Raw genomic sequence first — 19920 nt, forward strand, 5'->3', positions numbered from 1 at the left:
CCGGCCGAACCGGCACGACCAGTCCGGGTGCGGGCAGCGGCCCGCCACCGGCGCGGGCCGCCGGTGCGGTGACAGTCGTGTGAGGACCAGCAGTGCCGGAACCGAGTTCGCAGCGCCCCCAGCCAGGACCGTGGGTCGCGGGCCTGAGCATCGCGGTGCTGGTCACCGCGGCCGTCGTCGCGATCGTCGGAGACGGCGCCCACACCCCGCTCGGACTGTCCGACCCCGGAACCGCGGTGCGCTTCGGCACCGGTCTGGTGCGGTTGGTGGCCGACGGCGCCGCGGCGATCTGCTTGGGAGCGCTGGTGTTCGCGGCCCTGTTCACCTCGCCGCGCGAGTCCGGTGGCATCGCCCCGGACGGTTTCGCCGCGGTCCGCGCGGGCGGTTCGGCCGCGTGGGTGTGGGCCGCGGCCGCTGCGGCGATGGTCCCGTTCGAGATGGCCGACGCCACCGGCCAGCCGCTGAGCCGGGTGCTGGCCCCGGAGGCGTTCACCGGTCTGCTCGGCGCCTTGTACGAGCCGAAGGCCTGGCTGATCACGCTGCTCGTCGCGGTGTTCGTGGCGACCAGCGCGCGGATGACGCTGCGGTGGCGCCCGACGCTCGGCTTGGCCGTGCTCGCCGCATTCGGCCTGCTGCCGCCCGCAGTGGTGGGGCATTCGGCGTCCAACGGTGGCCACGACTTCGCCACCAACGCGATCGTGCTGCACGTGGTGGCGGCAGCGCTGTGGCTCGGCGTGCTCGTCGCCGTCACCGCGCACCTGCGCAGGGGAGGCGCGCACCAGGAGCGGGTGCTGGCGCGGTATCGCGCGCTGGCCGGGGTGTGCTGGGTGGTGCTGGCCGCCTCGGGCCTGGTGGACGCGCTGGTGCTGATGCCCCTCGGCGACCTCGGGCGCACCGTGTTCGGGACGTTGGTGCTGGCGAAGGTCGTGCTGCTGCTGGTCCTCGGCGGCTCCGGGGCGTGGCTGCGGCGGCGAGCGACGGCGCCGGCGGCGCTGCTCGGCGCCGAACTGGTGATCATGCTGGTGTCCGTCGGGGTGTCGATGGGCATGGCGCACACCCCGCCGCCGAACCTGCTGGACCGCACGGCGAGCACCTCGGAAGTGGTCCTCGGCTACGACCTGCCCGGCCCGCCGAGCCTGCTCGGATTCCTGACCACGTGGCGCTTCGACCTCATCCTGGGGACCGCGGTCGTCGTGCTCGCGGCGCTGTACCTGGCGGGCGTGCGCCGGCTGCGGCGCCGTGGCGACGCGTGGCCCGCCGGGCGCACCGCCGCGTGGCTGTGCGGCTGCGCCACGGTGCTGGTCGCGACGTCGTCCGGGCTCGGCGTCTACTCGTCCGGCGTGTTCAGCGTGCACATGCTCGTGCACATGGTGCTGAACATGCTCGCTCCGGTGCTGCTGGTGCTCGGCGGGCCGATCACGTTGGCGCTGCGCGCCCTGCCGCCCGCCGGGAAGGGAAATCCTTACGGGGCCAGGGAAGTGCTGCTCACCGCGGTGCACTCCCCGCCGGCGCGGTTCCTCGCGCACCCGGCGATCGCGACGGTGCTGTTCGTGAGCTCGTTCTACGCGCTCTACTTCACCCCGCTGTTCGAGAGCGCGATGTCCGAGCACTGGGCGCACGAGCTGATGAACGTCCACTTCGTCCTCATCGGCTACCTGTACTACTGGACGGTCATCGGGGTCGATCCGGCGCCGAAACCGCTGCCGCACCTGGCCCGGCTCGGCATGGTGTTCGCGGTGATGCCGTTCCACGCGTTCTTCGGCGTGATCGTGATGAGCATGGACGCCGTGATCGCCGAGAACTTCTACCGCACCCTCGACCTGCCGTGGGCCCAGGACCTGCTCGCCGACCAGTTCCTCGGCGGCGGCATCGCCTGGGCGGCGGGGGAGGCGCCGCTGGTCGTGGTGCTGATCGCGCTGCTCACCCAGTGGTACCGCCACGACATGCGCGCCGCCCGCCGCGCCGACCGCTCCGGCGACGAGGAACTCGCCGCCTACAACACGATGCTCGCGAAGCTCGCCGACCGCCGCTGAAGCATCGCGATCCGAGTGAACGGACCGTTCGTCCAAGGGGATTGGGCGAACGGTCCGTTCACTTCAACCGGGCCCGCGCTCGCGGGTCGAGTCGCGCCGATGCGGAGTGAGTGAACGGACCGTTGGTCCAACGGGATTGGGCAGACGGTCCGTTCGCTCCGGTCAGGTGTGCGGGTGGTCGAGGTGGCCGGTGCGGAGGTGGGTGAGGAAGCCGGTCCAGGCGGTGCGGGTGAAGGTTAATGTTCCGGCGTCGCGGTCCTTCGTGTCGCGGACTGCTGCGATGCCGGGCGCTCCACCGACTTCGACGCAGGCTCCTCGGGGTGCCGATCTCGTGCTCGTACGCCATCCACTGATCTCGGGTGCCATCGCTCAACCTCCCAGCTCGGTTCGAATCGCTGCAATGAAGTTCAGCGAATCACCCTCGCTCAGTGCAATGGCTTGCAACTGTTCAACGGCGTCGGCATGGGCCGAGATGTCGCGAGGACCATTGAGGAAGACCAAGCTGTTGTAGTGATCGATCTGGACGATCGGATCTGCTTTCGGGAAGTGCAGCAGGATGAACTGCCCCGCGTGTGCGGCGTGGAAGGACTGCGAGCCGGACGGAATGACTTGAACGGCGACGTTCGGGTGCGTGGCCGCTTCCGCCTCGATGTGCTTCAACTGCGCGGCCATCGCTGCCGGGCCTCCGAGCGGCTCGCGCAATGCCGCTTCGCCGATCAGTGCGGTGAACTCGGGTGCTCCGTCCTTGGTCAGAACCGTCCGTCGTTCCATTCGGGTCAGGATGCGCGCTCGGATCTGGTCGTCGGGCAACTGCGCCATCGACGCGTGCATGTAGTCCGGTGTTTGGAGCAGCCCGGGAATCAACAGGGGAGCGACCTCGGTGATCCGGGTAGCGGTGCTCTCGAACTCGACGAGTGACGCGAGTTCCTTCTGCACTCCGGGAATGCCCGAACTGACCCAGCTTCGCGAGTCCGTGTTGCGCGCCTGCTCGAGGATTCGTTCGTACTCGTCGCCGGTGACGCCCAGCGCGGTGAGGAAGCTGGCGACGTGCTCGGAGGCCGGGACGCTGGTGCCCGTTTCCCAGCGGCTGAGCTGCGTCTTGGCCGCAGCAAGCCGCTCAGCGAGCGCGCGGAGGCTCAGCCCGGCTCGTTTTCGCGCATCACGAAGCTCCGCGCCCAACGCACGAGCTGCGGGTGTGTTCGCTGCTCCAGTTGCCATGTGCGCCGATCTTAGGGCGCCGCTTGCCTCCGCCTTGCTGATCACCCGAACGAGGAATGGAAGTGTCCCTGTGTCCAACGATATGTTCACAGGGACATCGAAGATCCAATCGTGAAGTCGCTGCTGGACTGTGTGCAGCCTTCGCGCGGCGATTTCCGCTAGGAGGTGTGCGTTGCCGTATCCGTTTCGTTGGTTTCCGGCGCGGGGTGAGCGTCATGCGAGCGTGGATTCCGCTCCGCGGCTGGGGTTTCGCGCCGGCACGGAGGTGACGGCCTTGTGCGGGGCGGAGGTCTCCGCCGCCGAAGGCGATGAGGCCTGGTTGTGGCCGACCTGTCCCGCGTGCTCCGAGGGGGTGCGGCCGATCGCGCGGCGGCACAACGCCGTCCTCCCGTTGCCGGAGGTGTGGCCGCATGGACGGTGAACGCGGCGGTTGGGTCTGCGGCGTCGCCGAGTCCGCTTGGCACCGGCTGGTCGGTTATCGAGGCTGGTGCAGGTTTCGCGCACCCGTCGCGGGGTGCGGGCACGTCGTGCTCGGGCCGGTCCACCGCAGCGTGCGGGTTCCGGTGTCGTGCGGCGGGCGGTGGATCTGTCCGGCGTGTTCGCCGCTGGGGATGGTGGCCGCGGCCGACCCGCCGTCGAGTCCGGTGACCATCACCGGTCGCCACGCGATCTTCGTCCCGGAGCGGGTGGATCGCGCTCCGCTCGCGGAGCCGCTGCCGTGCATCGCGGCGGCGTGAGTCCACGACGCTCCACGTGACCTCCTCTCGGGAAGGCCGACCGGCTACGCGGCCTTCCCTCCTCGGTCCGGCGCTGCGACCTCCCTCCCCCTCGCGGCATCGGGCCGGGCGGGCCGGGCGGTGCGCATCACGACCCCGACCAGCGCACTGCCCGGCCGCGCCCATCCGAAGCGGTCGAGCCGGGGCGGACTCGATCGCTCAAGGTCATTGACCGTTCAGGTCAGTGTCCTGAGCGGACAGTCCGGTGAAGCGGCGGAGGCGGAGGCTGTTGGAGACGACGAAGAACGAGGACAGGGCCATCGTGGCTCCGGCGATCAGCGGGTTGAGCAGGCCGAGGGCGGCGAGCGGGAGCGCGGCGAGGTTGTAGCCGAAGGCCCACAGGAGATTGCCGCGGATCGTGCGCAGCGTCGCGCGGGCGAGCCGGATCGCGTCGGGGGCGACGGTGAGGTCGTCCCGAACCAAGATCAAGTCGGCGCTGTCGATCGCGATGTCCGTGCCGGTCGCCACCGCCAGGCCGAGATCGGCCGTGGCCAGCGCGGGCGCGTCGTTCACGCCGTCGCCGATCATCGCCACCGCGCGGCCCTCCGCTCGCAGGGTGCGCACCACCTCGGCCTTCTCGTCCGGCAGCACCTCGGAGATCACCCGCTCGATGCCCACTTCGGCCGCCACGGCCCGGCCGGTGGTGGCGTTGTCGCCGGTCAGCAGCACCGTGCGGAGGCCGAGCCGGTGCAGCTCGGCGATCGCCCGCGCCGCCGACGGCTTCACCGCGTCGGCCAGCGCGAACACCGCCAGCGCCCGGCCGTCCTCGCCGGCGAGCACCGCCGTGCGGCCCTGCGCCTCCCACTGCTCGCGCAGCCGATCCAACTCGTCCGGGACCGTCCAGCCCTCGTCGTCGAACAGCGCGCGACGACCGATGAGGACCTGCCTGCCCTCCACCGAGCCGGATGCCCCGAGACCTGGTCGGGCGGCGAACGAGCGGACCTCGGGGCCGGGGGACGAGTCCTCCGGCGTCTGCGGGTCGTCTTCGGCGGCCCGCGGTTCGGAAGGCTCGGTGAGCGCGGCCCGGTCGTCGGCGGCGAGAGCGGCGATGGCTGCGGCCACCGCGTGCTCCGAAGCCTCCTCGACCGCACCCGCCCGGCGCAGCACCGCCGAGCGGTCCGCCTCGGCCGCGACGTGCAGGTCCACCACCGACATGCGGCCATCGGTGACCGTGCCCGTCTTGTCCAGCACCACCGTGTCGACCGCGCGGGTCGATTCCAGCGCCTGGTAGCCCTTGATGAAGATGCCGAGCGTGGCGCCGCGTCCGGAGGCGACCATCAGCGCGGTCGGCGTGGCCAGGCCGAGCGCGCACGGGCAGGCGATCACCAGCACGGCCAGCGCCGCGGTGAACGCGCGGTCCGGGGAGCCGGTCAGCAGCAACCAGGCCAGCAGCGTCAGCGCGGAACCCGCCAGCACGGCGGGGACGAAGTACGCGGAGATCCGGTCGGCCAGCCGCTGCACGGCCGCTTTGCCGGACTGCGCCTCGGAAACCAGCCGCAGCATCGCCCCGAGCCGGGTGTCCGCCCCGACCGCGGTCGCCCGCACGACGAGCCTGCCGTTGAGCGCGACCGTGCCGCCGATGACCGCGTCGCCTCCGGTCACTTCGACCGGGGTCGACTCGCCCGTCATCGAGCTGCGATCGAGCGCGCCGCCGCCCTCCTCGACGACGCCGTCCGTGGCGATGGTGCCGCCGGGGCGCACCAGGAACCGTTGTCCCGCCCGGAGATCCGCCGCCGGGATCTCGTGCCGGGAGCCGTCGTCGTGCAGCACCGTCACGGACTTGGCGCGCAGCGCCGCCAGCGCGTTCAGGGCGTCCCCGGCCTGCCGCTGGGCGCGCGCCTCGAAGTAGCGGCCGGCGAGCACGAAGGCGGTGACGCCCGCCGCGACCTCCAGGTACAGCGCGCCCTGCGGGTTCAGCAGCAGCGACCAGCCCGATTCACCGACCGGGTCGGGCTGGAAGAACATCGCGTACAGCGACCAGCCCACCGCCGCCGTGATGCCCAACGAGACCAGGGTGTCCATCGAGGACGCGCCACGGCGGGCGCCGCGCAGCGCGGCCCGGTGGAACGGCCACGCGGCCCAGCCCGCGACGGGCACCGTCAGCGCGATCAGCAGCCACTGCCAGCCGGGGAAGCGCGCTTGCGGCAGCACGATGAACAGCAGCGACAAGTCGCACAGCGGCACGAACAAGCCCACCGCCACCAGCATCCGGCGCCACAGGTCGCGCACCCGGTCCGTCGGAGCGCCTGCCGGCTCCTCCTCGGCGGGTGGCGATTCCGGCCGGACCGGTTCCGCGTCGTAGCCCGCGCCGCGCACCGTGCGCACCAGCAGACCCACGTCCTGCTCGGCGGAGAACTCCACGTCGGCGACGCCGGTCGCGTAGTTCACCCCGGCCCGCACGCCGTCGAGCCTGTTGAGCTTGCGTTCCACCCGCACCGCGCAGGCGGCGCAGGTCATACCGCTCACGGACAGCTCGACGCGGCGAGCTTCGGCAACCGTCGGGGACATCGGACACCCTCTCGCGAATTCGGCGACCCGCGTTCAGGTCACCCGTGCACACAGTCGGTCGAGCCCGCGGAGCGGTTCCCGCGCCTCGGTGTGAGGTGGGGAACGTGCGGGCCGAGCGCGCCGGAGCCTCGGCAGGACGGGCCGGGCGCTGCTTCCATGATTACGGGGTCGAACTGGCGTTCGCCATCACACGATCGATCGGGGGACCTGGTGTATCAGGAGGCGGCCTTGGTCACCTTGGCGACGAAGAAGCCCTCGAACACGTCGGACGGCATCACCCGCACCGCGTGCTTGAGGCGCTTGTCGAACTTCGCGCCGCGCCAGGAGTTCAGCCCCGGCAGGAACTCCTCCTCGCTGAACCCCAGCGGTTCCACCGCGAGGTCGGAGTGTCGCTGCAGGACCTTGTTCACCGGGAACTCGTCCTCCTCCGGGCTGAGCGTGCAGGTCGAGTAGACCAGCGTCCCGCCCGGCTTGAGCAGCTTGTACGCGGCGTCGCACATCTTCGCCTGGAGGAACTTGTACTTCTCGATCCGCTCCTCCGACCAGTACCGCAGCGCGTCGGACTTGCGCAGGTTCACCCGGCCCTCGCCGGAGCACTGCACGTCCAGCAGGATGCGGTCGAAGCGCTCCGCGGGCACCGACTTGTCGATGTACTGCGCGTTGTGCGTGGTCAGCTCCGCGTACCGCACGCCGTAGAGCTCGGCGAGCTCGGCGAGCTTGCGGGCGCGCGGCGGCGCCGAGTCGTTGAGCCACAACTCGCAGTCGTTGCCCACGCGCGCCGCGATGTGGAAGGCCTTGCCGCCCGGCGCGGAGGCGATGTCGAGCACCGCGTCACCGGGCTGCGCGTCCAGCGCCACCGGCGGGATCAGGCTCGCCGCGTTCTGCAGGTACACCCGGCCCTCGTGCGCCAGCGGCAGGATGTCGTCGAAACCGTCGTTGTCCGGCCAGAGGAACGCGTGCTCGCACCAGTCCACCGGGATGAGGCCGGGGGCCTTGTCCCGCACGAACTCGACGGTCTCGCGGTAGCGCTCGTCGTCGAGCAGCCGGTTGACCCGGATCGAGGTGGGCCGGGCGCCGCGGAAGACGGATTCGACCTCGTCCGGGCGGATTCCGAGCACCTCGGACATCCGCTTCTCGAACGTGCGGGTCTTGCGCTGGCTGCTCACGGCCACTGCTCCTGTCGGGTCGAACTCCTCCGGCACCCCGCAGCCTGGCACGGCGGTCTCGCGCGCGGCGCCCTCGGCCCAACCTACCGGTGCCGGAACAGCGCTGACCTGCCACTCCTCGCCCGTGACACGGTCTCGACGCGCGAGTCGTTCACCCCCGAGCGGGAGCCGGCTCCCTCCCGGGAGGGAGGTCGCGGCGCCGCGCGAACCGCGATTCTTCCCGCATGACGGTGGAAACGAGGACGCGGACGTGGGGAGCCGTCGCCGCGCGCGGTGCGGCGGCGTGGTCGGTGGCCTTCGGGCTCGTGCACGTGTACTGGCTGGTGGGCGGTGAGGTGGGGCTGCCGCCGGGCACGTCGCTGGCGTCGAACCTGCCGCTGCTGATCATCGACGTGGTGGCGATCCCGCTGTGCGCGCTGGCGGCGCTGGTGGCGCTGGCGCCGACCCGGCCGTGGGGGAGCCGGGTGCCGAGGTGGTTGCTGAACACCGCGATCTGCGGGGTCGCGGTGCTGCTGCTGGTGCACGCGATGCCGTCGGTCGTCGACTGGGTGCTGCTCGCGTCCGGGCGGCTGGCGGTGGCGGACCTGGACCCGATGGAGCGGTTCGTGACGTTGCTCTACGAACCGGTTTTCCTGGCCGGTGGGTTGCTGTTCGGACTCACCGGGCTCGGATGCCTCCGCGGCCGGTGAGGATCGGCTGATGATGCGGCGAACGCTCGGGCCGGTGCTGCGCTCGACCTACCGGAGGTGGGCGTACCTGGTGTTCGGCGGGGCGATGCTGGTGCCGCCGCTGGTGTTCGCCGCCGTGGTCGTCCCGGCGGTGGTGCCGATCGCGACCGGTCTCGGTGCGGCGATCGTCATCGGAACGGTGCTGACGGTGGTGGGGGCGGTGGGCTGCTCGTTCGTGCCCGCCGTGCGGGTGCTGGAGGCCGCGGCGGTGCGCGCGCTGCTCGACGATCCCGCACCGGACGCGGAGGTCGACGGCCCGGCGGTGCGGGGGCGGGCGAGCGCGCTGTTCGTCGCGCACGCGCTCATCGGAGGGGTGATGAGCGCGCTGAGCGTGGTGCTGCCGGTGCTGTTCGTGCTGTCGGTGCCGGCACCGTTCACCGGGTTGCTCGGGCTGGGGCCGGGCGCGGAGGTGGCGGTGCCGACGGGGTGGGCCGGTGCCTGGGTGCCTGCAGCGGCACTGCTGGGGGTAGTGCTGCTGCTCGGCGCGATCGCAGGCACCGGCGGGTTGTTCCGCCGCGCCGCCGCCGCGCTGCTCGGAGTGCCCGCGGGGCAGCGCATCGCGCAGCTGGAGCAGCGGGCCGAGCAGCACGCGGAACGCACGCGGCTGGCCCGCGAGCTGCACGATTCCGTCGGTCACGCGCTGAGCGTGGTGTCGGTGCAGGCCGGGGCCGCTCGCCGCGTGCTGGCGCGCGATCGGGAGGCCGCTGAAGCGGCGCTGCTGGCGATCGAGGAATCGGCCCGCGCCGCGCAGGACGACCTCGACCACGTCCTCGGGTTGCTGCGGGACGAGGCGCCGCGGGAGCCGGTGGGCCTGGCCCGGTTGCCCGCGTTGCTGGCCGCGACCGAGGACGCCGGGCTCCCGGTGGACGCCGAGCTGCGCGGCGACCTGCTCGCCGTGGGCCCGGAGGTGTCCGGCGCCGCGTTCCGGATCGTGCAGGAAAGCCTGACCAACGTGCTGCGCCACGCCGGTAAGGTCCCGGTCGAGCTGCGGGTGGACGTCGAAGGCGGGCAGCTGGCGGTGGTCGTGCGCAATCCGCGCGGCGGCGCCCGGCTCCGCGCCGCAGGGGGCGGTCGCGGCTTGGCGGGCATCGCCGAACGCGTGGAGCTGCTGCGCGGGGAGTTCCACGCGGGACCGCGTGGCCAGGACTGGGAGGTCGCGGTGCGGATTCCGCTGGGGCGCTCGTGAACCGCATCGGCGTGCTGCTGGTCGACGACGAACCGCTGATCCGGTCGGGGCTGCGCGCGATCCTGGACTCCGAACCGGACATCGTCGTGGTCGGTGAAGCGGCCGACGGGGCGGAGGTGCCCGGCCAGGTGCGCCGGGCGCGGCCCGACGTGGTGCTGATGGACGTGCGGATGCCCGCCGTGGACGGCATCCGCGCCACCGAGCACTTGCTGTCCGCTGTGGATGGTTCGCTGAAGGTGCTGGTGGTGACGACCTTCGAGAACGACGATCACGTCTACGACGCGCTGCGGGCGGGCGCCAGCGGTTTCCTGCTGAAGCGGGCCGGGCCGGAGCAGATCGTCGCCGCGGTGCGCACCGTCGCCGCCGGCGAATCGCTGCTGTTCCCCGCCGCGATCCGGCGCCTCGCCGCCCGCCACGCCCACACGGCGAGCGGACTCGACGACGCCGGGCTCAGCGGTCGCGAAGCGGAGGTGCTGCGCCTGATGGCGACCGGCCTGTCCAACGGCGAGATCGCCCAGCACCTGTTCCTGGGCGTGCAGACGGTCAAGACCCACGTCGGAAACGTCTTGGCCAAACTAGGCGCCCGAGACCGAACCCAAGCAGTAATCAGAGCCTTCGAATCAGGCTTCATCCCACCCCCCGAACCCTGACAACACCGACGCAGGACGGGCGAAGCCCCGTCTGCCTCGCGGCCGAAGGCCGTGCCTGTATGTGCGAAGCACATAGCCCACGTCGAAAAGCCCTCACCGGCGGGTTCTCAGTTGCTTCCTCGCGAGGACAGCTTTTTCCCTCGTGGCGGAGCCACTCGGGAAAAAGATCCCGCAGCGAGAGACCGGCTGAGGTTCCGCCACCCGACCACCCAAGCCACACGAGCCGTGCAAACACCCCAGGTAGAATCGGCCTAGCGGCGGTGGGACTCGCCGTATCGGGCTCCGGAGAACCGCGGCAACGGCGCCGCCGATGGTCCCTGCTGGCCCCGGCGAACGTCGCCGGGTGCACGTAGGAGGCTGCGCATGGCGAACGAGACCGCGGACGTCCGGACCCCCGCACATCGACGGCGATTCACGCGCTCCCAGGGTGCGGTGTTGCTGGTCATCGCCTTGGGCGGTGGTCTCGGAGCCGTCGCCCGCTACGGAATCCTGCGGTGGCTGCCGACCGCTCCCGGGCAGTTCCCGTGGGGGACGTTCGCGATCAACGTGCTCGGTTGCCTGCTCATCGGCGTGCTGATGGTGCTGATCACCGAGGTGTGGACGGCGCATCCGCTGGTGCGGCCGTTCCTCGGTGTCGGCGTGCTCGGTGGCTTCACCACTTTCTCCACCTACGCGGTGGAATTCAGCGAGCTGCTGCGGCCGGGCGACGTCGTGGTCGCCGCCGCTTACCTGGCGGGGACGCTGGTGTGCGCGCTGCTCGCGGTGCTCCTCGGAGTCGCGGTCACCCGGTGGGCGATCTCCCGGAAGGAGAGCTGAGATGGCACTGCGCATGTCGATCTTCCTCGGGGCCGACGACCGCTGGCACCACAAGCCGCTCTACCACGAGATCGTCAAGCGGGCGCGCGACGCGGGCCTGGCCGGGGCGACGGTGCTGCGCGGCGTCGAGGGCTACGGGACGTCGTCGCGGGTGCACACCACGCGGCTGCTCGACCTCGCCGAAGACCTGCCGATCCTGGTGGTCGTCGTCGACTCGGAGCAGCGGATCCGGGCGTTCCTGCCGGAACTGGACGAGCTGATCACCGATGGCGCGGTGATCCTCGACGAAGTCGAGGCCATCACCTACCGAGGGGGCAGGCGATCGTGACCGCCGCACTGGTGTTCCTCGGGGCGATGGTCGGCGCCCCGCTGCGCTACCTCGCGGACCGGGCGGTGCAGTCCCGCCACGACACGCTGTTCCCGTGGGGGACGTTGACCGTCAACGTGCTGGGTTCGCTGGTGCTGGGCGGGCTCACCGCGGCGGGAACGGTGCTGCCGCCCGCGGTGTCCGCGGTCGTCGGGGTCGGGTTCTGCGGTGCGCTGACGACCTACAGCACGTTCGGCTACGAGACGCTGCGGCTGGCGCAGGACGAGGCGTACTTCTACGCCGCGCTCAACGTGGTCGTGAGCGTGCTCGCGTCGGTGGGCGCGGCGCTGCTCGGCCGGGTCGCCGTGCTGGCCGTGCTCGGGTGAGCCGTCCGGCTCGAACCTCGTCGTGAACGGGCCGGATTCGCGATCGGGCGATTCGCGGGCGGTGGAATCGCGTGCCGGTTCTCGGCGATTCGGCGGGGTCTGGTGCGCGATGCCGAACACCGCGATGGTGGTACCGCACGAATCCGGGAACAGGAAGGACCGCCATGCCCGCTCCGCTCACCTCGCGCGCACTGCTGTTCGACATGGACGGCACGCTCGTCGACTCCACCGCAGTGATCGAGCGGACGTGGCGCTGCTTCGCCGATCGGCACGGCCTGGACGTGGCGGACATCCTCGCGGATTCGCACGGCCGCCGTGGTGAGGAGACCATCGCGCGCCACCTGCCCGACGGCGCCGACCTCGCCGCGGAGATCGCCCTCGTCGATGAGCAGGAGATGCGAGACCTCGACGGCGTGGTCGCCGTTGCGGGGGCCGCCGAACTGCTCGGCGAACTGCCCGCGGGCCGGTGGGCGCTGGTCACCTCCGCGAATGCGGCTCTGGCGCAGCGGCGGATGTCCGCGGTCGGGTTGCCGATGCCGGACGTGGTGGTCACCGCCGACGACGTGAGCCTGGGCAAACCCGACCCTGAGGGGTACCGCAAGGCCGCCGCCGCGATCGGCGTGCTGCCCGAGCAGACCGTGATCTTCGAGGACGCCGAGGCCGGGGTCGCCGCCGCGCTCGCCGCGGGCGGGCGCACGGTGGTCGTCGGGTCGCACGCGGGCCCGGCGACGTCCGGCCTGGCCCGCATCCAGGACTTCCGCGGCGTCCGCGTGCGCCACGAACAGACGGGACTAGTCGTCGAGCTGTCCACGGACCAGCCGGCACGACGTTGAGCCTGCGTTCGGTCTCAGCCTGGTTAGGGGGCGGGTGGCGGAACCTCAGTGGCTTCCTCGCTGCGGGATCATTTTTCCAAGTGGCTCCGCCACGAGGAAAAATGCTGTCCTCGCGAGGAAGCCACTGAGAACCCGCTGCGGTGCCGGTTGCTCAAGCTGGTCACTGCTCAGCGGCTTCGCCGCTGACAAGACGGGGTGAGGACTTCGCTCGCTCGGGACGCGGCGGTGATTCTCGGCCCAATGGCCGGGGTGGGCGTGCCTAACGGCCGAAGCGCGGTGGGGCGTCCGGGCGGGACGCTGCTGCGGTGGCCGACGCGTACCTGCTCCCGATCCGCACCGCCGCGGTGCTGTTCCCGCTGCTCGCCTTCCTGCTGCTGGTCCCGGTGGCGGTGGTGCTCTACCGCAGGCACGGGGTGATGCGCTGGTGGGCGCTGTCGTTCTACGCGTTCCTCTACTACCTGATCACCGCGTACTGCCTGGTGCTGATGCCGCTGCCCAGCCCTTCGCTGGACGTGTGCGCCGAATATCCGCGGATGCGCGCGTGGCAGCTGATGCCGGGCAACACGTTCCGGGATGTGTGGAAGGAAGCCGAGCACCGCGTCACCTTCGGTGATCTCGTGCTGCACAACTCGGCGGTGATCGAGACCGGGTTCAACCTGCTCCTGCTGCTGCCGCTGGGCGTGTTCCTGCGCTACCACTTCCGCCGCGGTCCGCTGGTGTCGCTCGCGATCGCGGCCGGGGTGGCGCTGTCGTTCGAGGTGACGCAGGGGACCGGCGTGTTCGGGCTCTACGAGTGCCCGTACCGGCTGTTCGACGTGGACGACCTGGTGGTGAACGTCGCCGGTGCGATGCTCGGCTGGGTGATCGGCGGCCCGGTGTCCCGCGCGCTGCCGCAACTGACCACATTGGACGGACGAGTGCTGGCGCGGCATCCCGTTCCGTTCGGCCGCCGCGTGGTGGCGCTGCTGGTCGACTTCGGGGCGACGGTCGTGCTGAGCGGGTTCGGCCTGCTGGCCGCGCTCGTCCTGGACCTGCCGCTGTGGCTGCCGCCGTTCGCGGTGCTCGGCGCGTGGTTCGTGGTGCTGCCCGCGCTGACGGGCGCGACACCGGGCAAGCGCCTGCTGCTGCTGGAACTCGTCGACGCCGAGGGACGCCGACCGGCGGTGTGGCGCCTGCTGGTGCGGGCGGTGGTGCTGGCGGTGCCGTTCCTGCCGCCGCTGGTTCCCGTGCTGCTGGTGGCCGAGCGGGGAGCGCTCGCCGACCTCGTCCGGTTCGCGCGGGCCGGGGAGATCGACACGGATGTGCTGCTCGTGGTGGCGCTGGGGGTGGCGATCGAGTTCGTTTCGCTGTTCCTCGTGCTCACCTATGCGCTCGTGGTGCGGTTCCACCCGAGGGACCGCAGCGTCCACGACCTCGTCTCGGGCGTCAGCAACCGCGCGTTGCCGCACCACAACGCGGATCGGCGGACCGCCGAGGACCGCGAATCCGTCCTGACCGGATAGCCGGTCGGCACGCCATCGAGACCGGCCTCAGGAGTCGAGCGCCACCACGAGTCCGCGGAGCTCGTAGCCGCTGATGGCGTCGTTGAACGAGACCCGAGGCGGCGACTCCATCCGCACCGGCAGGCTCAGCAGCCGGTGCAGGAACACGTCGGTCTCCAAGATCGCGAGGTGCGCGCCGGGGCACTTGTGCGGCCCGTCCCCGAACGACAATCCCGCCGCCCCGCTGGGAATCGCCCGGCCGGGCCGCAGCTCCAGTGGTTCGTCGCCGACCTCCGCCGCGTCCGCGTTGGCGTCGTCGAGCACGAGTTCCACCGTCGATCCGGCCGGGATCACGTCGTTCCCGGGGAGTTCCACGGCGGCGGTGGTGCGCCGCCGCAGCCGGCCGATCACCGGCTCCAGGCGCAGGATCTCGTGCAGCAGCCCCAGCCGATCCGCCTCCGGCGCCGCCAGGTAGCGCCCGCGCAGCTCCGCGTCGGAGAGCAGGTGCCACGCGGCGAGGTTGATGAACTCCCGCGTCGTCACCATGCCCGCGGCGGCGAACGTGATGCACTCGCCGAGGACTTCCGCGTCGGAGCAGCCCTCGTCGAGCAGGTGCGAGATCAGGTCGTCGCGCCGCTGCCGCCGCTCCCGCACCGCGGGCCGCACGTCGCGGAAGTAGATCGCGCTCCAGTTCCGCGCCTGCCGCCACACCCACGTGAGGCCGGTCCAGCTGGTGAAACCGGGTGCGTCGAACTCCTCCGGGAAGAACCGCTCCAACCGGCCGCGGATGCCGGGGCGGCTCTCGGTCAACCCGATCACGGCGGAGGTGACGCCGATCGCGAGCTCGAACCCCAGGTCCGCCAAGTGCGCCCGCCCGTCCCGGCGCAGCACCGCGAGCTGCGCTTCGGTGACGTCGCCCATGAGCTCGCGGTACTGCTCGTCGACGCGCCGCGGGGTGAAGAACCGCGCCGTCTGCCGCCGGTGCTCCCGGTGTTCGGGCCCGTCCCGGTAGAGCACCGGACGCCGGATGCCCGAGGGCATGTGCCGCATCGTCTCCACGCCCAGCCCGGCCTGCTCGGCGTCCGCGCGGCGCAGCACGGTCCGCGCCGCCGCCTGCCCGCGGATCCGCCACACGCCGTCGGAATCCAGCTGCACCGGGCAGCCCCCGGTGTCCGGTCGGTCCACTTTGCGCACCATGCGAACGCCTCCCCGCGGCTCGTGCGGTTCTTGCGTAGCAGCCGACGCGGCGCCCCGACCACACCTCACCCCCGACCGGCCTAGCGCTGCACCGGACGCGCGAAGCCCCGGCGGGGGTTGTGCCGCCGGGGCTTCGGGTGGTGCTCAGATGTCGAAGCGGCCGTTCTTGGTGGCGGCCAGGAACGCGGCCCATTGCGCGGTGTCGGCGGTGAAGTGCCCGGCGTCCCGGTCCTTGCTGTCCCGAACCGCCGCACCGCCGAGAACCCTGCCGACCTCGACGCACGCTGTCTGCTGGCCGGAGCGGGTGGATTTCCGCCAGCCCGTCACCTGGATGTCCATGAGTCCTACCCCTCTAAGCGCTCGATCTGGGAGGAGATGAAGTCGGCCGTCTGCTCCTCGTCCATCGCTTCCTGGCGGAGGGTACCGACCGCGTCGCGGTATGCCTTGATCGTCGCCGGGCGGGAGATGAACACGCCGGTCGCGAACATCTCCACGTGCACGATCGGCGCTGCCTGCGGGAATTCGAAGAACATGAAGTGGCCGCCGCGCATCGGTGTCCACCGGTGCAGGCCAGCGGCGAGCACGTGAAGTGAGACGTTCGGCTTCTGCGCTGCATTCAAGAGGTGGCGGAGCTGATCGGCCTGTTCCTCCGGGCCGCATACTTGGTCGGTGAGGGCCTGCTCGGCGATCAGGGCCTCGAACTTCGGCCCCTTGCGCTTGTCCAGCAGGTCACGCCGACCCGCGCGCATTCCGATCTTCGCTTCGCGTTCGCCTACCGGGAGATCTTTCATGACCGCGCGGGCGTAGTCCGACGTCTGCAGGAGACCTGGGATCAGCAGCGGAGCGACTTCGGTGATCTGGGTGGCGGTCCGCTCGTACTCGATCAGCGTCACCAGCTCGTCGCGCACGCCGGGGATGCCGGGCCTGATCCAGTCCGGATCGTCGGCTTCCCGCGCCATTTCGACCAGGCGCTCGCGTTCACCGCTGGAGATCTCCAGCGCGGACAGGATCGAGCTGACGTCTTCCGCGGTGATCGGACGCGAACCGGCCTCGGTACGAGTGATCCAACCGTGCGAAACGCCGATCCGGCGAGCCAGTTCGCGCACGCCGACACCGGTGTCGATGCGTAGTTTTCGCAGTTCTGCGGCGAGAGTTCGCGCTTTCGGGCTGCCAGCTGTGGATCGTGCCATGAATCAGATCCAAGCAGGTCATCGGCATATTCGCTGTCACCTGGTCGGGGAATTGCCGTGGAGCGCCCGGTCGCTCAAAGTGGATTGCGATACACCGAGCGGATCGAGATACGGTCTCGCGGAATCGAGCGACTGCTCTGGACATCTCAGGAGGCCTTCATGGGCGTCGGTGACGTCGTGCGCGTGCGGTTTCGGCCGGGAGTGGTCGGGGAGGCGGCACGCGTCGTCCACCAGGCGGTCGTCCTGCCGACCGGGGCCTGCTTCTCCTTGTGCGAGGCCGTGATCGGGGAGTCGGAGGCCGAATTCCTCGACGGGGTCGGCGGAATGCCGTGCATGGTGTGCGTCCGCGTGATGGCCCTGCGGTCGTCCGCCGGAGGACGCGAACTCGACGCACCGGGCGCGGCCTCGTGATCGGGCGGGCGTGGCTCACCTCGGAATGGTGCTCGACCTGGCACGTCGTGGATCGGGCGGCGCGCGGGACGCTGATCGTCGCCACGTGCGGGCATCCGCTCACCGGCCGCATGTCCCGAGTCCTCGACGGCCCGCCGCCGCCGGACGGGCGCGAGGTGTGCCAGTCCTGCGTCGCGGTGACCGGGAACGAGCACGTGCCGGGACGGGCCTCCGCGTTCGACGTCGCCTTGGTGGTGCTGGCGGAGCGCCGTTCCTTCCGCGCCGCGCTCCCGCCCGAACCGCGGATCGACTGGCCGGAGCGGGATCCGGACGCGCCGGGGCTCGTGCCGCGTCCGCAGTGGCTGCCACCGATTCCAGGCTTCGGCCGCCGCGCGCTCGCAGCGGTGGCCTGACCCCGACCGCGATCCACCGCTTCCCCCGGCGGTGGACCGCGCCTCGCCGGAAGCGGCTCGCGACCCCGACCGCGAACGCTCCGGCGAGGCATCCGGCGCCCGGCCTCCTCCCCGGCGGGCGCTGGAAGGCCGGACCGGTGAGCGGCCCACACCTCACCGGTCCGGCCACCCCGCGGGGGTCACCTGTCCGGTGTGGACTCCGCCGGGAACTCCTCGGTGCCGAGGACGCGGAGCAGATCCAGGCGTTCGCGGGACTCGGCGTCGGCGGCGGTGAGCACCAGGAGTTCCTGGCGCTGGTCCGGGGTGACGAGGGTTTCGCAGTCCACCAGCACCGGGCCGACCCTCGGGTGCACCACCGTCTTGCGGTCGGCGCGACGCACGCCCACCTCGTGCTCGTCCCAGCGGCGGCGGAAGTCCTCGCTGACCGCCCGCAGCCGCTCCACGAACGCCGCGACCTCCGGATCACCGGAACGCCTGCCTGCCGTCGCGCGCAGGTCGGCGACGAGCTCGCGGGAATGCCGCTCGCGCTCCTCCGGCAGCTGGGCGTGGTCGTCGGGCTCGGTGAACCAGCGGTAGGCGAGATGGCGGCGATCGCCGGTGAAACCCATCTGATCGCCCATCAGCAGGACGCCCATCCGGTTCTGCGCCAGCACCTCCCCGAGGTCGGAGAGCACCGCGGCCGGAACGTCGCCGAGCAGGTCGAGCATGCGCAGCAAACCCGCTCGGGCCAACCGGGCAGCGCTCTCCGCGACCGGCGGATGGTGCCCGGCCAGGTGGAACAGGTGGTCGCGCTCGTCATCGGTGAGCCGCAGCGCGCGAGCCAGCGCGCCGATCAGCTGCTCCGACGGCTGGCTGCTGCGGCCCTGTTCGAGCCGCACCACGTAATCCACGGACATCCCCGCCAGCATCGCCACCTCCTCGCGGCGCAGACCGGCGGTGCGGCGACGCGGGCCCTCGATGATGCCGACGTCGGCCGGACGCACCGATTCCCGGCGCCGGCGCAGGAAGTTGGCCAACTGCTCGCGCTGCATGCCCCCATGCTCCTCGGCCACCTCGGCGCGAGCCAGGGAGCGGCTCTCCCACGATGAACGCTCGCTGCCACCACGCCCCTTCGCGGCCCAAGGTGGACGGCAGGACGACGACAGAGGAGCACACCATGCAGACACGCCACCTGGGCAGCACCGGACCGACGACCTCCGCACTCGGGCTGGGGGCGATGGGCATGTCCGGCGCCTACGGCGACACCGACCGGGCGGAGAGCATCGCCACCGTGCACGCCGCGCTCGACGCGGGCGTCACCCTGATCGACACCGGCGACTTCTACGGCGTCGGCCACAACGAACTGCTGCTCGCCGAAGCCCTGCGCGACCGCGACCGCGACGACTACCAGCTGAGCGTCAAGTTCGGCGCCCTCAGCGGACCCGACGGCATCCCCCGCGGCTACGACGGGCGGCCCGAAGCGGTGCGCAACTCGCTGGCCCACAGCCTCACCCGGCTCGGCACCGACCACATCGACCTCTACCGCCCCGCCCGCCTCGACCCGGCCGTGCCCATCGAGGACACCGTCGGCGCCATCAAGGACATGGTCGAAGCCGGGTACGTGCGCCACATCGGACTCTCCGAGGTCGACGCCGACACGATCCGCCGGGCGCACGCCGTGCACCCGATCGCCGACCTGCAGATCGAGTACTCGCTGCTGTCCCGCGCGGTGGAGGCGGAGGTGCTGCCGGTGCTCCGTGAACTCGGCATCGGCCTGACCGCCTACGGCGTGCTCGGGCGAGGGCTCATCTCCGGGCACTGGAGCGCGGACCGCAACGCCCCCGGCGACCACCGCGTGCTGTCGCCCCGGTTCAGCAGCGGCAACGTCGAGCACAACCTCGCCCTGGTGGAGGCTCTGCGGCGAGTCGCGGAAGCCAAGGACTGCACCGTCGCCCAGCTCGCCATCGCCTGGGTCGCAGCGCAGGGCGAGGACATCGTGCCTCTGGTCGGCGCCCGCACCCGCGAGCGCCTGAACGAGGCGCTGCCCGCCGAGCGGGTGCTGCTCACCGCGGAGGACCTGGCGGAGATCGAGCGGGCGGTGCCGCGCGGATCGGCCCGCGGCGACCGGTACCCGACGGCGTTCATGGCCGACCTCGGCGTCGGCAACTGAGCGCCGACCCGGTCGAGCGTTGCTCTGAACGAGTGAACATCGACTTCGCGGGCTTGGGGAATGTGCGCCTGTGGCAGGGTCTTGCGCTTGCAACGACACCGTCAACAGGAGCAACCGATGGGGGTTTCCATGAGAACAGGTCACAGGCGGCTCGCCCTGGTCGCAGCCTTATGCGCGCTCGGCTTCACCGCGATGGCACCGGCGGCGCTGTCCGCCTCGCCGCGCGGTGGCGAGGGGGACTACCTGGTGGACGGCGCGGCGATCCGGCCCGAGCCGAACAGGAGCAAGGGGCCGATCGGGTCCGGTTACGTCGCGCACCAGGTCGACATGCACTGCGGGGCGTACGGCGAGGAGATCGACGGACGCTCCGATTGGTACTTCCACACCGATGTCACCACCGGCGTGACCGGATGGACGCACGGCTCGGCCGTCGACCCGTACTCCGACTACTTGCCGGAGTGCTGACCTAGGACGGTCACCGGGAACGACGCCC

General features: G+C 71.4%; 23 protein-coding genes. 15 read left to right on the forward strand and 8 right to left on the reverse strand.

Features of this window, described 5'->3' with window-relative positions; genetic code table 11:
* Positions 1-92: 92 nt before the first annotated feature.
* Positions 93-2033 (forward strand): cytochrome c oxidase assembly protein, encoded by a 1941-nt coding sequence (locus BJ969_RS01245; protein ID WP_184476501.1) that lies wholly within the window; start codon positions 93-95, stop codon positions 2031-2033.
* Positions 2034-2195: 162 nt separating this feature from the next.
* Here the strand turns inward: BJ969_RS01245 and BJ969_RS01250 are convergent, their stop codons facing one another.
* Together BJ969_RS01250 and BJ969_RS01255 are read right to left on the reverse strand one after the other, a co-directional pair.
* On the reverse strand, positions 2196-2399 hold the full coding sequence (locus tag BJ969_RS01250; RefSeq protein WP_184476503.1) for a DUF397 domain-containing protein: 204 nt from the start codon (positions 2397-2399) through the stop codon (positions 2196-2198).
* 3 nt (positions 2400-2402) lie between these two features.
* The gene (locus BJ969_RS01255) at positions 2403-3251 is read right to left on the reverse strand and encodes a helix-turn-helix domain-containing protein (RefSeq protein WP_184476505.1); all 849 of its coding nucleotides are present in this window, start codon (positions 3249-3251) and stop codon (positions 2403-2405) included.
* Positions 3252-3381: 130 nt separating this feature from the next.
* Here BJ969_RS01255 and BJ969_RS01260 point away from each other — a divergent pair, with 130 nt between their 5' ends.
* Both BJ969_RS01260 and BJ969_RS01265 read left to right on the forward strand, forming a co-directional pair.
* A complete protein-coding gene (locus tag BJ969_RS01260; protein WP_343071168.1) occupies positions 3382-3672 on the forward strand; it encodes an HC3 family zinc finger protein in 291 nt (96 codons plus the stop codon).
* Positions 3662-3988: a hypothetical protein gene (locus BJ969_RS01265; protein WP_184476510.1), complete on the forward strand. Its 327-nt coding sequence runs from the start codon at positions 3662-3664 to the stop codon at positions 3986-3988. Before BJ969_RS01260 ends, BJ969_RS01265 begins: the two co-directional genes overlap by 11 nt.
* A 204-nt stretch (positions 3989-4192) precedes the next feature.
* Here BJ969_RS01265 and BJ969_RS01270 read toward each other — a convergent pair whose 3' ends face one another.
* Both BJ969_RS01270 and BJ969_RS01275 read right to left on the reverse strand, forming a co-directional pair.
* Positions 4193-6535 (reverse strand): heavy metal translocating P-type ATPase, encoded by a 2343-nt coding sequence (locus tag BJ969_RS01270; protein WP_184476512.1) that lies wholly within the window; start codon positions 6533-6535, stop codon positions 4193-4195.
* Between the two features lie 215 nt (positions 6536-6750).
* Positions 6751-7701: an RsmB/NOP family class I SAM-dependent RNA methyltransferase gene (locus tag BJ969_RS01275; protein WP_184476514.1), complete on the reverse strand. Its 951-nt coding sequence runs from the start codon at positions 7699-7701 to the stop codon at positions 6751-6753.
* Positions 7702-7925: 224 nt separating this feature from the next.
* On the opposite strand from BJ969_RS01275, the gene BJ969_RS01280 reads away from it, so the two are divergent.
* The 8 genes from BJ969_RS01280 (at position 7926) to BJ969_RS01315 (ending at position 14109) form a co-directional block, all read left to right on the forward strand.
* On the forward strand, positions 7926-8390 hold the full coding sequence (locus BJ969_RS01280; RefSeq protein ID WP_184476516.1) for a DUF3995 domain-containing protein: 465 nt from the start codon (positions 7926-7928) through the stop codon (positions 8388-8390).
* A gap of 10 nt (positions 8391-8400) precedes the next feature.
* On the forward strand, positions 8401-9615 hold the full coding sequence (locus BJ969_RS01285) for a sensor histidine kinase (RefSeq protein ID WP_184476518.1): 1215 nt from the start codon (positions 8401-8403) through the stop codon (positions 9613-9615).
* Positions 9612-10265, forward strand: coding sequence for a response regulator (locus BJ969_RS01290; protein ID WP_184476520.1), 654 nt, complete (start codon positions 9612-9614; stop codon positions 10263-10265). Before BJ969_RS01285 ends, BJ969_RS01290 begins: the two co-directional genes overlap by 4 nt.
* 363 nt (positions 10266-10628) lie before the next feature.
* A complete protein-coding gene (crcB, locus tag BJ969_RS01295; RefSeq protein ID WP_184476522.1) occupies positions 10629-11081 on the forward strand; it encodes a fluoride efflux transporter CrcB in 453 nt (150 codons plus the stop codon).
* Between the two features lies 1 nt (position 11082).
* Positions 11083-11409, forward strand: coding sequence for a DUF190 domain-containing protein (locus BJ969_RS01300; protein ID WP_184476524.1), 327 nt, complete (start codon positions 11083-11085; stop codon positions 11407-11409).
* Positions 11406-11774, forward strand: coding sequence for a fluoride efflux transporter CrcB (gene crcB, locus BJ969_RS01305; protein WP_184476526.1), 369 nt, complete (start codon positions 11406-11408; stop codon positions 11772-11774). The genes BJ969_RS01300 and crcB (BJ969_RS01305) overlap by 4 nt, the downstream gene beginning before the upstream one ends.
* A 164-nt stretch (positions 11775-11938) precedes the next feature.
* Positions 11939-12607: an HAD-IA family hydrolase gene (locus BJ969_RS01310; RefSeq protein ID WP_184476528.1), complete on the forward strand. Its 669-nt coding sequence runs from the start codon at positions 11939-11941 to the stop codon at positions 12605-12607.
* Positions 12608-12912: 305 nt separating this feature from the next.
* Positions 12913-14109: a VanZ family protein gene (locus BJ969_RS01315; protein ID WP_184476530.1), complete on the forward strand. Its 1197-nt coding sequence runs from the start codon at positions 12913-12915 to the stop codon at positions 14107-14109.
* Positions 14110-14136: 27 nt separating this feature from the next.
* Here BJ969_RS01315 and BJ969_RS01320 read toward each other — a convergent pair whose 3' ends face one another.
* The 3 genes from BJ969_RS01320 to BJ969_RS01330 all read right to left on the reverse strand — a co-directional run bounded on the left by BJ969_RS01320 (position 14137) and on the right by BJ969_RS01330 (position 16475).
* The gene (locus tag BJ969_RS01320; RefSeq protein WP_184476532.1) at positions 14137-15285 is read right to left on the reverse strand and encodes a cytochrome P450; all 1149 of its coding nucleotides are present in this window, start codon (positions 15283-15285) and stop codon (positions 14137-14139) included.
* A gap of 144 nt (positions 15286-15429) precedes the next feature.
* Positions 15430-15624 (reverse strand): DUF397 domain-containing protein, encoded by a 195-nt coding sequence (locus BJ969_RS01325; protein WP_184476534.1) that lies wholly within the window; start codon positions 15622-15624, stop codon positions 15430-15432.
* Positions 15625-15629: 5 nt separating this feature from the next.
* Entirely contained in the window at positions 15630-16475 is an 846-nt protein-coding gene (locus tag BJ969_RS01330) for a helix-turn-helix domain-containing protein (protein WP_184476536.1), read from the reverse strand.
* A gap of 159 nt (positions 16476-16634) precedes the next feature.
* Here BJ969_RS01330 and BJ969_RS01335 point away from each other — a divergent pair, with 159 nt between their 5' ends.
* Positions 16635-16886 (forward strand): hypothetical protein, encoded by a 252-nt coding sequence (locus BJ969_RS01335; protein ID WP_184476538.1) that lies wholly within the window; start codon positions 16635-16637, stop codon positions 16884-16886.
* Positions 16883-17278, forward strand: a complete 396-nt coding sequence (locus BJ969_RS01340; protein WP_184476540.1) for a hypothetical protein — start codon at positions 16883-16885, stop codon at positions 17276-17278. Before BJ969_RS01335 ends, BJ969_RS01340 begins: the two co-directional genes overlap by 4 nt.
* Positions 17279-17457: 179 nt before the next feature.
* Here the strand turns inward: BJ969_RS01340 and BJ969_RS01345 are convergent, their stop codons facing one another.
* Positions 17458-18309: a helix-turn-helix transcriptional regulator gene (locus BJ969_RS01345; protein WP_184476542.1), complete on the reverse strand. Its 852-nt coding sequence runs from the start codon at positions 18307-18309 to the stop codon at positions 17458-17460.
* A 125-nt stretch (positions 18310-18434) separates the two neighbouring features.
* Here BJ969_RS01345 and BJ969_RS01350 point away from each other — a divergent pair, with 125 nt between their 5' ends.
* Positions 18435-19427: an aldo/keto reductase gene (locus BJ969_RS01350; protein WP_184476544.1), complete on the forward strand. Its 993-nt coding sequence runs from the start codon at positions 18435-18437 to the stop codon at positions 19425-19427.
* A gap of 129 nt (positions 19428-19556) precedes the next feature.
* Positions 19557-19892: a hypothetical protein gene (locus BJ969_RS01355; RefSeq protein ID WP_184476546.1), complete on the forward strand. Its 336-nt coding sequence runs from the start codon at positions 19557-19559 to the stop codon at positions 19890-19892.
* Positions 19893-19920: the final 28 nt, after the last annotated feature.

The sequence above is a fragment of the Saccharopolyspora gloriosae genome, assembly GCF_014203325.1.
GTDB lineage: Bacteria > Actinomycetota > Actinomycetes > Mycobacteriales > Pseudonocardiaceae > Saccharopolyspora_C > Saccharopolyspora_C gloriosae.